A 13112-nucleotide genomic window follows, 5' to 3' on the forward strand; every position below is an offset into this window, starting at 1 on the left:
AGCGGAGAATTCTAACAACGGAAAAGCCGCACGGCCATCCGGATTCACCACGAATCCGGCGGCACGTGCGGCCCTTGCCTGCGTAGAACCGTTCTATTACGGGCCGTTGCCTGCTTTCGCCGCAATCTTTTCCGGCTTGAGCAGGAACCGCGCCAGAGCCGGCATCAGCCAGATGGCACCGACCATATTCCAGAGGAACATGAAGGTCAGCAGCAGGCCCATGTCCGCCTGGAACTTGATCGGCGACAGCATCCAGGTGAACACGCCCAGCGCCAGTGTGATGCCCGTGAAGGCTACGGCCTTGCCGGTGCTGCGCAGCGTCTCGAAGTAGGCCTCCTGCAGCGGATAGCCTGCTTTCAGGAAGCGCTCCAGCTTGCTGAACATATAGATACCGTAGTCCACACCAATGCCCACACCCAGCGCGATGACCGGCAGCGTGGCGACCTTGATGGCAATGCCGGCCTGGGCCATGAGGGCTTCGGCGATGATCGAGGTCAGGCCCAGCGGCAGGATGACACAGAGCACGGCCCGCACGGAGCGGAAGCTGATCAGGCAAAGCAGCGAGACCACACCGTAGACGGCCAGAAGCATCTTGTTCTTGGCACTGGCAATCACCTCGTTGGTGGCAGCCTCAACACCAGCATTGCCCGCACCCAGCAGGAAACGGTGCCGGTCGTTGTTGTACTCATCCGCAAAGTCCTCCACCTCGTCGGTCACGCGGCGCAGGGTCTCTGCCTTGTGATCGTCGAGATAGGCCACCAGCGGCGTCAGGCTGCAATCGGTGTTGATCATGCCACTCGGCGCCTGCCGGATGGAGGCATTGATGATGGTCTGGTTCCGGGATATCTCGTACCAGTTCCAGTTGCCCTCATTGAGCGCCCGGGTCACGATCTTGGAAACATCCGCCAGCGAGCCGGTCGACTCCACCCCTTCGGTGTTCGCCAGCCGCCACTGGAGCCGGTCCAGGGAACGCAGCACCGGATACTCGGTACAGGTCTCGCTGGGTGTCTCAACCATGACCACCAGCACGTCCGCGGACTGACTGTAGTTGTCCACAATGAAGCGGTTGTCCTGGTTGTACTGGCTGTCAGGCCGCAGTTCGGGGGCGCCCTGGTCCAGGTCCCCGACCTTGAGATCCTGCTTGTAGTACATGGCAACACCAAAGCCCACCACTGCGATCAGCAGTGAAACCGGCGCCACGCCCGGATGGGCGAAGTAGGACATGAGACGCCACTTGCGGTCCGCCCCACCCTCGTGGTTCTGCACATGCTTGACGCCACCCTTGGTGATCCCGATGTAGGACATGATCACCGGATGCAGGACCAGGTTGGTGATGATGATCACCGCCACCCCGATGCCGGCCGCCACCGCCAGATCCCGGATCACGTCGATCTCGATGAACAGCAGCGTCAGGAAACCGAAGGCGTCGCTCACCAGTGCCACGATCCCCGGGATGTACAGGGATCGGAATGCTAGGCGGGCGCTGGTCAGCGGGTCAAAACCCTTGGCCGCCTCCAGCGCCATGGCATTGACCACCTGCACCCCGTGACTGATCCCGATGGCAAACACCAGGAATGGCACCAGGACCGAGTAGGGATCCAGGCCATAGCCGAGCAGGCGCAGAATGCCCATCTGCCAGAAAACCGCGATGATGGAGACGATCACCGGCACCACGGTTCCGGCGATGCAGCGCGAATACCAGAACAGGAACACCGTCGTCAGCACAATGGTGATCAGCGCGAACAGCGCGACGGACTCGATACCCTCAATCAGGTCGCCAACCAGTTTGGCGAAGCCGACAATGTGGATGTCGACGCTGGGGTTCTGTTCCTCAAACTGCTGGCGGATCTTCTCCTCCAGCTGGCGTGAGAAATTCCGGTAATCGATGGGTTCGCCCGTTTCCGGGTTGCGCTCAAGCAGTGGCGCGTAGATGATCGAGGACTCGAAATCATCCGCTACCAGTGACCCGATGGTGCTGGAGCGCAGGACGTTGTCCCGCAGTTGGTCCAGCGACTCCTCGGAGCCGTTATAGTCGTCCGGTATGACGGTACCGCCCTGGAACCCCTCCTCGGTCACCTCCTGCCACCGGACGTTGGGCGTCCAGAGCGATTTCAGGCCGGAGCGATTGACGCCATTGAGATAGAAGACCTCGTCCGTGATCTTCTCCAGGGTCTCCATGTACTCCTTTTCGAAAATGGTGCCATCCTCGTTCTCAACGGCAATCCGCACGAAGTTACCGAGATTCGAGAGATCCTCCCGGTGCTCCATCATATTGACGATGTAGGGATGCTCCAGCGGTATGAGCCGCTCGAAGCTGGCATCGGGCTGGATCTTCACCGCGTTGTAGCCGAGAAACAGGGTCAGCGCGAGAAAGACGATCAGGATGATCGGCCTGCTATTGAAAATCAGCCGCTCAATCATGGGCTCAGCGCCCGCGGACGGAGCGCGTCGCTCGCCGTCGGAGTTCCAGTTAGACATTCAGTAAATCCTCAAACCGTTTTGCTGGGGTACTGCTGCGGTTCAGTTGCGTTCGGGCGTCGGCGGGTCCGTTTCCTGACCCTTGCCGCGGCGGTCCGTACGGACCGCGCCGCGCTCACCCACCAGCACCAGGCCGTCATCGGGAATCAGTGTCACGCCCACATAGGAGTGCCGGGCCGGACGGACGTACTCGGAAAAGCTCTTCCCCCCGTCATCGCTGTAAACGACAGCGCCGTCGTTGGCCACAATGACCACTTCGCCACTGTCATTCACATCACCGGCATTGAGCGTGCGGTCACTGTCTGAATCCACGGACGTCCACTCCTCGCCGTTCTCGGAACGGTAGATATTGCCGCGGAGGCCATAGGCGAGCACGCCACCATCACCGGTGCCGACAACACCGAAGAAGGAGCCGGGATAACCGGGTTCAATGGTTTCCCAGCTGCTGCCATCATCGGTTGATCGATAGACGAAGCCGGATTCGCCGGCAATATAGAGGTCATCGCCCTCAACCTGTGTAATCTCGTTGAGGTGGAAGCGGCTTGGGTTATCAATACGCCCGGAAAGGGGCTGCCAGGTCTCACCGCCGTCCTGGGTCCGATAGATGAGGTTATAGGCGCCAATGGCGATACCATACTCAGCGTCCCGGAACCAGACGTCCAGCATCGGCTGCCAGGGACCGAACCGGTCCAGATCCTCCTGGAGGATGTCGCGCGTATAGACCAGGTCATCCAGCTCCCACTCCAGATCCGAGATCCGGTCCTCATCCTCGGCGGCCTTAATCTCCGCCTCCTTGGACTCGATCCGCTCCTCATACTGGGACACCAGCATCGGGATGCCATCACGCCCGTCAAACTGGTGATTCCAGGTCTCGCCACCGTCACTGGTGTGCAGGATCACACCACTGTGACCAACGGCCCAACCCTCTTCGGTGTTCCCCTCCGGAAAATCAACGCCAGTCAGGGTTGTTGAAACAGGCACCTCGGCTTGTGTCCAGCTTTCGCCGCCATTATCGGAGTAGACGATATGGCCACGCTCACCCACGGCCACCAGCCGCTCACCGGCGTACTCCACATCCAGCAACAGGGACTCGGCCGCAAGATCAGTCTCCAGTGCAGGGACCTCAAGGACGTCGCCCACACCATGCGCCGATCCGGCACCCCCGACAGCAATGGCCACTGTCACACCAATGCCGATAATACGTTTCCTGGTTCGAGAGAACATTCAGACTGCCTTTCTGATTGAACTGATTTAACAGGAACCCTGACACCAACAGACCCGGACTGTGCCGGGTCTGTTCGCATCGGGTCAGCGACGTCCCCTGCGCCGGAGCGCCTGGGGTGAGAAATAGCGCTTGTTCGGGACGCGATCCGTGAACACCAGGGTTTCCCCCTCTTCAGTATCAAGCCCCTGCACGTGGTAACGCTTGGACTGGAGATCATGGAACACGTCAAGCGCCGTCCAGACCGTCGGAACCTCGTAATAGCTCTTTTCCATGGCCTGGCTTACACGCCAGAGCTCGCCCCGACCGTCATACTGGTCGACACTCACCACCTTCCAGCTGTCCGCATCGATGTAGAACACGCGGCGCGAGAAGATATGACGCTCATCGTCCTTGAGATTCGCCTCAACAACATGCACGCGGTGCCGCTCCCAGCGCTGGAGATCCGGATTCAGATGCTTGGTACCGAGGATCTTTTCGTACTCAAGTCCGTCCTGTGCAATCTCATAGTTGTTATACGGGATGTAATACTGCTGAACGCCCCGATATTCCCAGTTGTATTTGTCCAGCGCGCCATTGAACAGGTCAGTTTCGTCCGCGGTTCGGAGATTGTCTGCCGCCGCAATCGGAGAGTCGTAAGCCAGGTTCGGCGCACGGCGCACCCGCCGCTGGCCGGCGTTGTAACCCCAGGCGCGGCGCGGCTCCTTGACCTGGTTCAGGGTCTCGTGGATCAGAACCGCCCCTCCGGCCAGACGGGCGGGGGATGTGGTCCGCGACAGATAGTAGAACAGCGTATTGTCCAGCGTGCTCTCATCGCCTTCCGGGTTGTAGAAGTTGTAGAACAGCTCCTGCTCGGACATGGTCATGCTGTAGTCGCCATCCGTCTCAACCGCCACTTCACCGGAACGGCGCTCGACGTAGATGCCACGCCAGCTTGTGAGATGGTTCCACATGGCCTGCTGCGCCTGCTCCTCGTTGCTGCCATGCAGAATCGGGAACGGAATGCCCCCGTAGGCGCCGTCAATCCCGTTGCCACCCCCCACAAGCTCCGCGTCCGTGGCGTTATCCTCGATGTTGTCCAGAATCCACTCCGGCCAGGCCATGGTCCGGCGTGAGGGGTAGACATTGATCTCGTAGGTATCCGGATAGGCCTGCAGGAGGGCCTTGGTCCCCTTGGTCAGATACTCATCGTACTGCTCCATGTTATCCGCCGTGACCGTGTGACGGATCTCATCGTCCGGGAAGGGATTGGGGTGGAAGTCCCCCGATTCGCCGTAATCCACGTTGTCCGGCGGCTCCGGCAGCCCGCCGTCATAGGCCGGAATCACGCCATCATCGCTGCCCGCTCGCAGGGCACCGAAACGGGTGATCTCTCCGCCACCCAGTCGCTGCGCCTCGGACTGGGAAACTTCCGCTGTCAGGCTGCCCGAGCCCAGCATCAAACCACCGGTAACAGCGGCAATCAGGGTAATGTTCAGGCGTGGTGCTTTCATTCGCATCGTTGGGATCCTGTTGTTGTTGTGCACCCGACCGTGGAAACGGCGCTGGTTGCAGACACGACTCTCCGAAAGCGTAGACGATTGCACCGCTTTGTCCATTCACCGGCGCATCAGCCGGATTCGCCCAGGCTCTTGGTAACAACCTCGTAGAGATCCCGGGAAAGGTCCGGCAGATCCCGCAGCTCCCGCAGGATGCCTGCCATGGAATCACGCAGGTGCGGTGCGTACTGGCGCCACCGTGTCAGTGGCTGAGCCAGCTGTGCCGAGATCTGTGGATTGAAGGCATCCAGTCTGCGGATCTGCTCACCCAGGAAGCGGTGCCCACTGCCATCCGGGCTGTGGAAGTGCGTCAGATTGCGGCCCGCGAAGACGCCGATAACCATACGAACCTTGTTGGGGTTTTTCCAATCGAAGGCGGGATGCGCCAGCAGTTCTGTGACACAGTTCACATTCCCTATCCAGGGGCTTCCGGACTGGACCGCAAACCACTGCTCGACCACCTGGGGGTCGTGGTGCCAGTCCGCATGGAACCGCGCAAGCGCGTCCTCGCGCTCCTGACTGAAGGGCGAGTCAACCAGCGCCTTGAGGGCCGCCAGACGGTCCGTCATGTTGGTGGCCTGCTCAAACTGGGCAAGCGCCTGCTCGCGGCCCTGCTCATCACCGATACGGGTCAGCAGCGTCAGCGCGCTGTTGCTCAGGGAGCGGGCGGCCACCTGCCCGGGCTCAAATGCATAGCTGCCGCCCGGATGATGGTCCGCCCTCACCTGCACCAGCTCATCCCGCAAGGCTCTGGCAACGGTCTGCTCCACCTGGTGGCGGGCCCCATCAATGGCTGCCACATCCGCCTCGTCGGTCAGCTCAATGAGCCAGGCCGTTGAAGGCAGCGCCAGCATGCGGGCCACCATGGCGCGATCCAGCCCCGGTGTGGTCAGCAGTGTCCGGTAGGCCTCGACCAGTCGCGGATCCACTTCCGTGTCACGCCCCTGCTGGATTGACAGGATCACATCCACCGCCAGCTTCTGCCCGGCATCCCAGCGATTGAATCCGTCCGGATCACGGCTCATCAGGAACATGAGCTGATCCCGCGTCCAGGGGTAGTCAAGCTTCACCGGCGCCGAGAACCCGCGCAACAGCGAGGGCACAGGGCGCTCTGCCAGCCCGCTGAACTGGAAGCTGTGCTCATCACCAGTCAGCTCGAGCACTGTTTCCGTATTCTGCTCAGCATCCAGTGGCAGGGCTTCCCCGTCACTGGCGATAAGCCCCATGCGCACCGGGATGTGGAACGGTTCCTTGTGGCTCTGCCCAGGGGTTGCAGGGCATGACTGGCGGATAGTCAGCGTGTAGGTTCCGGATTCAGCGTCGAACGTATCCGTAACGCGCAGCTCAGGCGTCCCCGCCTGCTCATACCAGCGCCGGAACTGGGTGAGGTCACGGCTGCTGGCATCCTCCATGGCGCTGACGAAATCATCGGTGGTGACGGCCTGGCCGTCATGGCGGGCGAAGTAGAGGTCACTGCCTTCCCGGAACATGTCCGGCCCCAGCAGGGTATGGATCATCCGCACCACTTCGGCCCCCTTCTCGTACACCGTCAGAGTGTAGAAGTTGGCGATCTCAATGTAGGAATCCGGGCGTACCGGATGCGCCATGGGCCCGGCATCCTCGGCGAACTGAGCCGTGCGCAGCATGTTCACATGATCGATGCGCTGGACCGTGGGCGACCCCATGTCCGCGGAGAACTGGTTGTCCCGGAAGACGGTGAAGCCTTCCTTGAGGCTGAGCTGGAACCAGTCGCGGCAGGTCACCCGGTTGCCCGACCAGTTGTGGAAGTACTCATGGGCAACGATGCTCTCAATGCGGTCATAGGCCGCATCGGTCGCCGTCTCGGGGCTGGCCAGCACGCAGGAGGAATTGAAGATGTTGAGCCCTTTGTTCTCCATGGCGCCCATGTTGAAATCATCCACGGCCACGACCATGAAGATGTCCAGGTCGTATTCCCGGCCATAGACCTCCTCGTCCCAGGCCATGGCCTTCTTCAGCGACGCCAGGGCGTGTTCGCACTTGGCCTCGTTGCGTGCCTCCACGTACATGCGAAGATCAATGGTACGCCCGGAGCCGGTCACGAATTCGTCGCGTTTCTCCACCAGATCGCCGGCCACCATGGCGAACAGATAGCTCGGCTTGGGATAGGGGTCCTCCCAGGTCACCTGGTGCCTGCCGTCTTCCAGCTCCCCCCAGTCAACCGGATTGCCGTTGGCGAGCAGGACCGGATAGGCCTCCCGATCCGCCTCAATGCGGGTGCGGTAGCAGGCCATGACGTCCGGCCGGTCCAGGAAGTACGTGATGCGGCGGAATCCCTCCGCTTCACATTGGGTGCAGAACATCCCGGAGGACTGATAGAGACCTTCCAGCCGCGTATTGTCCCGGGGATGGATGCGTGTGGTCACATCCAGATGGAAATGCTCCGGCACACTGGGCACCGTCAGGAAGCCCTCGTCCACACGATGGTTCTCAACCGGGCGGCCGTCGAGCATCAGCGATTCCAGCCCGAGTTCCTCGCCGTTCAGGACCAGATCCCGCGCCTGCGACTCGTCCGCCGGATTGCGGCGGATATTCAGGCGCGAATGCACCAGGGCACAGTCCTCAAACAGCTCGATACGCAGATCAACATGATCAATGAGGAAGGCGGGCACCCGGTAATCCGCCAGGTGAACGGCCTGGGGTTGCTCTGCTCTCATGACGGACACTCTTGTTGTTGGTGGGTTCTGTCGCTGCAGCGCGGATCAGTGGCGGGTATCGTGAACCTGCACGCCACCATTGCCATTGCCGGATTCCGGCCGCTCGATGGTGCCGGTCCGTTCCTCCTGGGGAATGCCGTGCTCGTTCTCATACCAGATGATGGCTTCCATGCAGATGCGCTTCTGCTCCTCGCTCAGGGACGTGCCGTCCGGCCACTTGCCCAGCTGCAGGGATTCGCGCAGACGCTGATAGATGCGCGGATCAAGCTGTCGGATCAGCTCCTCGTAGGTCATTGCCCTCTCCTCATGTCATTGGCCGACCGCACCATGGCATAGGCGAGCCCGCTGAGCAGTCCGCCCAGATGGGCCGCGTTCGCCATGCTGGCCCCCAGAAGGGCTTCGGTCAGCGGTGTGAAACCGATCAGCAACCATACCACCGCCACTGTCATCAGTGCCGGGGGGAACTGGAAGCGCGGACGCCCCTGGTTACAGAGCCAGACGTACCCGAGCACGCCATACACCACCCCGGAAAGACCACCGAACAGTGGTCCGGAAAACAGGAACTGGGGGATGTTGCCGCCCAGTGACGTTACGAGCACCAGTGCCACCATGTGGCCCCGGCCATCGATGGCCTCGATCTGGCTGCCAAGGAACCAGAGCATGACGCCGTTGAAGATCAGGTGCATCAGGCTGAAATGCAGCAGGTCCGGCGTTACCAGCCGCCAGAGCTGCAGGCTCGCCACCGTCTGGGTCAGAGCCTCCAGGCGGTATTCAAAACTGGAGACAGGCCACTCGTAGGGATTCACGATGGTCAGCAGCACCATCAGCTGCTCTCGGGCCCCGAAGGCGGTCATCCAGGCGATCAGGGCAGCGGCCACGATCAACGCGAAGGTAAAGGGAGCATCCCTGGGGCCGGCCTGCCAGTGCCCAGCCACGACACGGCGCGTGCGTGGCCTCGTGAACCCCTCGGGCGCGCCGGAGTGGCGGGGATCCTCAAGGTAGCGCGTAAGCGCCTCGGTAACCGGCTGGCGCAGCTGTTCGCCCTCGATGAACAGCACCTGGTGACCCTCGTCATGCTCGATTACATGGGTCACACCCTGGGAATCCAGCCAGCGGCTGAAAGGCGCCAGATCCACCCGTTCCGGAATCGCTGCGATGCGAATCATGCGCCCTGCTCCGAACGGTTCACCTCAACCCAGACAAAATGGTCCGGGTCCAGGGTCTGCTCATCATCCAGCCGGTAGGCCACCATGCGGCCGTATTTCACCGCGCTGTAGTCCAGGCAGGCAACGTTGGGCGTGATCGGTTCGGGCACACCCTCCAGCCAGTAGTGGCCCACGAAGACCGGCGGTTCGTTACGGTCGTAGGTGAGCAGCCGTTCCCGGTCTTCAGGATGCAGTGGCCGATTGGCCACGTCCTCCGGCAGCGGATCGGGCTGGAAGACGATGTCGCCATAGGTCTCGGCCTGCTCCGCCCAGAACTTGGTGCGGAAGAACTGGCGCTGGAAGCCGTCGCGACCGGTCATGACACGGTCATCCGGCAGCTTCATGGCAGTCCCCCGCAGCAGCCGGTCCATCACCCTGCCGGCGAAGGAATGCGGCGCCATCGAGGCATGCAGGAACTCCTCGTTGATGCAGGCATCCGGGTGCATCCGCTCAAACTGGCGGATCAGGTGTTCATCCCAGCAGGCGTGCACCACCCGGAAGCCGTCCCGCTCCAGGAACAGGGGCAGCTCGTAGAACCAGTTCAGGAAATCATGCCACTCGTTATCGTAGTGCTCGAACTGTTCCAGTGTTGCGCGGATCAGGCGGTTGTGCCGCTCGTTGTGCTCACGCACGTGCCGGCGACCACTGCCCGGACGCGCCAGGGTGCAATAACCCAGGGCGTTGTACTCATGGTTCCCCATCACGATCAGTGCGGACCCACGATCCACCATGTCCCGCACCAGGTGCAGCGCCTCCCGTATGCGCGGGCCTCGGTCGATGATATCGCCCAGGAAGATCGCCATGCGCGAGGGATGCTCGTAAACGCCCTGACGCTGGCGGTAGCCCATCTGCTCCAGAAGCCGCTCCAGCGTCAGCGCACAGCCATGGATATCGCCGATGATGTCGTAGCCCTGCGAGCGCTTCATGACTGTCCCATTCAGCTTGCCGCGATGGTGCTTGCCCAGCCCAGCTTCTCGCGGCAGGTCGCGTAGAAGTTGTGGTCGCTGGGGTGGATCAGGTTCAGGCGGAAGGGGCGTTTGGCGATGGAGATCGCATCACCGGGGCCGCAGGAGAGTTCCTTCTGGCCATCACAGCTGACCTGGGGCCAGGACTCGTTGGCCTCGTCGATGATCAGCTTGATCTCGCTGTTGCCATCCACGACGATCGGCCGGCTGCTCAGGGTATGCGGGAACATCGGCACCAGCACGATGGCATCCAGCTTCGGATGCATGATAGGCCCGCCTCCGGACAGCGCGTAGGCCGTGGATCCCGTGGGCGTTGAGACGATGAGCCCATCGGAACGCTGACTGTAGACGAACTGACCCTCGATATAGAGATCGAAGCCGATCATGCGGGTGGAACGGCCCGGATGCAGCACCACATCGTTGAGCGCCGTGCCGAAGCCGGTAGGCTCACCGTTGCGCTTGATCTCGGTGTCGAGCATGAAGCGCCGCTCCTGGATGTAGTCCCCTTCCAGGACGGCATTCAGCCGGGTTTCGAGTTCATCCGGAGAGATATCGGTGAGAAAGCCGAGACGCCCCCGGTTGACCCCCAGGATGGGAATGCTCGACTTGGCCAGATCCCGCACGGCGCCCAGAAGGCTGCCGTCTCCGCCCACGACGATGGCCAGATCACAGATCTCACCGATCAGCTTCTTGCTGGCCACCTGCAGACCGTGCCCGGGCAGCATGGAGGCGGTATCGGCCTCAAGCACCACCTGGTAGTCGTTCTCGATGAGGTAGGTTTTGAGCCGGCGCAGTGTCTCGACAACCTTGACACTGCCCATGCGCCCGATCACGCCGATGTTCTTGAAGGTCTCCATGAACCGCCTTAATCCGCCGGTAGCCCGTGGGTAACAGACCCACAGTCTACCGGATCACGCCCGACCACGGGAATCACCGATTACAGCGCGGCGGCCACACGGCTGCCCTGGTCAATGGCTCGCTTGGCATCGAGCTCGGCGGCCACATCGGCACCGCCGATCAGGGTCACTGTCTCGCCAGCGTTCTCAAGATCCGCCTGCAGTTCGCGCAGCGGTTCCTGACCGGTGCACACGATGATGTTGTCCACGGCCAGCACCTGTGGCTCCCCGTTGATGCTCACATGCAGCCCCTCGTCATCGATGTGGTGGTATTCCACCCCGGGCACCATGCGCACGTTGCGCATTTTCAGCGAGCTGCGATGGATCCAGCCCGTGGTCTTGCCCAGGCCCTTGCCGGGCTTGGACGTCTTGCGCTGGAGCAGCGCCACCTCACGCGGCGGCTGCGGCGGATTCGGCTGCAGGCCTTCCACACCACCCGGGGTCTCGACGCTGACGTCAACGCCCCACTCCTTCATGAAGTGGTCCGGGTCCAGCGAGGGCGACGGCCCTTCATGGGTCAGGAACTCGGACACATCGAAGCCGATGCCGCCAGCGCCCATGACCGCCACACGGCGCCCCACAGGGGCTTCCTTTTTCAGCACATCGATGTAACCCAGCACGGAGGGATGATCGATGCCCGGAATCTCCGGCGTGCGCGGATAGACGCCCGTCGCCATCAGGATCTCGTCATAGCCCTGACCGGCCAGCGTTTCCTTCGTCGCCCTGGTGTTCAGGTGCAGGTTTACCCCGTACTTCTCAATCATGCGCCGGTAGTAGCGCAGCGTCTCGTGGAATTCCTCCTTGCCGGGGATCTTCTTGGCCATGTTGAACTGCCCACCGATCTCGCTGGCGGAATCGAACAGGTCCACCTGGTGGCCGCGCTCGGCCGCCACGGTGGCAGCCGCCAGGCCCGCGGGACCGGCGCCGACAACCGCGATGCGCCTTGCCTGGGTGACCGGCTCATAGACCAGCTCCGTCTCATGGCAGGCCCGCGGGTTCACCAGGCAGGAAGTGAGCTTGCCCTGGAAGGTGTGGTCCAGGCAGGCCTGGTTGCAGGCGATGCAGGTGTTGATCTCGTCCGCCCGGTCCTCCGCCGCTTTGGCGATCAGGTCCGCGTCCGCCAGGAAGGGCCGCGCCATGGAAACCATGTCGGCATCTCCCTCGGCGATCACTTTCTCGGCCAGGTCCGGCATGTTGATCCGGTTGGTGGTCACCAGCGGGATACTGACCTCGCCCTTGAGACGCGCCGTCACCTTGCTGAAGGCGCCACGCGGCACCATGGTCGCGATGGTGGGCACCCGCGATTCGTGCCAGCCAATGCCGGAATTAATGATGTTGGCACCGGCCTTTTCAACTTCCTTCGCCAGATGCACCACCTCTTCCCAGGTGCTGCCCTCGTCCACCAGATCGATCATCGAGAGCCGGTAGATGATGATGAAGTCCTCGCCCACGACTTCACGCACACGGCGGATAATCTCCAGAGGCAGCCGGATACGGTTCTCGAAGGAGCCGCCCCACTTGTCAGTGCGGTGGTTGGTGCGCCGGGCGATGAACTGGTTGATGAAGTAGCCCTCGGAGCCCATGATCTCCACGCCATCGTAGCCGGCCTCGCGGGCGAGGCGTGCGCAGTTGGCGTAATCGTCGATCTGCTTCTCGACCTCGTCGGTTTCCAGTGCCCTGGGCGTGAATGGGTTGATCGGTGCCTGGATGGCCGAGGGCGCCACAAGGTCCGGCGAGTAAGCGTAGCGGCCCGTGTGCAGAATCTGCATGCAGATCTTGCCGCCGGCCCGGTGGACGTGATCAGTCACGACGCGATGCTCACGGGCTTCCTCATCGGTATCCATCTTGGCACCCCCCTTCATCACCGCCCCTTCCGGGTTGGGCCCGATACCACCGGTGACGATGAGCCCTACACTGCGCGCCCGTTCCGCGTAGAACGCCCCCAGGCGCTCGAAGCCATTGGGCGCTTCCTCCAGACCGGTATGCATGGAGCCCATCAGCGCGCGGTTGCGCAGCTGGGTGAAGCCCAGATCCAGCGGCTCCATGAGATGGGGGTAGGCGTTGCTGTCGGATGGGGTGCGGGTCATGGCGATCTCCTTGTTCTGAATGCGG

9 protein-coding genes are annotated in these 13112 nt (G+C 62.1%); all 9 read right to left on the reverse strand.

Going from position 1 to position 13112, the window contains the following annotated elements; all coding sequences use genetic code 11:
• Positions 1-96 precede the first annotated feature (96 nt).
• Positions 97-2478: an efflux RND transporter permease subunit gene (locus tag GLW01_RS06005; RefSeq protein ID WP_160898510.1), complete on the reverse strand. Its 2382-nt coding sequence runs from the start codon at positions 2476-2478 to the stop codon at positions 97-99.
• Between the two features lie 42 nt (positions 2479-2520).
• The gene (locus tag GLW01_RS06010; protein WP_151441591.1) at positions 2521-3702 is read right to left on the reverse strand and encodes a WD40/YVTN/BNR-like repeat-containing protein; all 1182 of its coding nucleotides are present in this window, start codon (positions 3700-3702) and stop codon (positions 2521-2523) included.
• Positions 3703-3786: 84 nt separating this feature from the next.
• Positions 3787-5193 carry a DUF1329 domain-containing protein gene (locus tag GLW01_RS06015; protein WP_237416513.1) on the reverse strand — a complete coding sequence of 469 codons (1407 nt, stop codon included), beginning with the start codon at positions 5191-5193 and terminating at the stop codon, positions 3787-3789.
• Between the two features lie 116 nt (positions 5194-5309).
• Entirely contained in the window at positions 5310-7934 is a 2625-nt protein-coding gene (gene pepN / locus GLW01_RS06020; protein ID WP_160898511.1) for an aminopeptidase N, read from the reverse strand.
• A gap of 45 nt (positions 7935-7979) precedes the next feature.
• Positions 7980-8228 (reverse strand): DUF1315 family protein, encoded by a 249-nt coding sequence (locus tag GLW01_RS06025; protein ID WP_151441589.1) that lies wholly within the window; start codon positions 8226-8228, stop codon positions 7980-7982.
• Complete coding sequence (locus GLW01_RS06030; protein ID WP_151441588.1) at positions 8225-9100, reverse strand: rhomboid family intramembrane serine protease; 876 nt, start codon at positions 9098-9100, stop codon at positions 8225-8227. Before GLW01_RS06030 ends, GLW01_RS06025 begins: the two co-directional genes overlap by 4 nt.
• The gene (locus tag GLW01_RS06035) at positions 9097-10065 is read right to left on the reverse strand and encodes a metallophosphoesterase (protein WP_160898512.1); all 969 of its coding nucleotides are present in this window, start codon (positions 10063-10065) and stop codon (positions 9097-9099) included. The genes GLW01_RS06030 and GLW01_RS06035 overlap by 4 nt, the downstream gene beginning before the upstream one ends.
• Before the next feature lie 11 nt (positions 10066-10076).
• On the reverse strand, positions 10077-10961 hold the full coding sequence (locus GLW01_RS06040; protein ID WP_095617764.1) for an NAD(+) kinase: 885 nt from the start codon (positions 10959-10961) through the stop codon (positions 10077-10079).
• Between the two features lie 80 nt (positions 10962-11041).
• Entirely contained in the window at positions 11042-13087 is a 2046-nt protein-coding gene (locus GLW01_RS06045; protein ID WP_160898513.1) for an NADPH-dependent 2,4-dienoyl-CoA reductase, read from the reverse strand.
• Positions 13088-13112: the final 25 nt, after the last annotated feature.

This window comes from Vreelandella halophila (genome assembly GCF_009856365.1).
Classification (GTDB): Bacteria; Pseudomonadota; Gammaproteobacteria; order Pseudomonadales; family Oleiphilaceae; genus Halospina; species Halospina utahensis_B.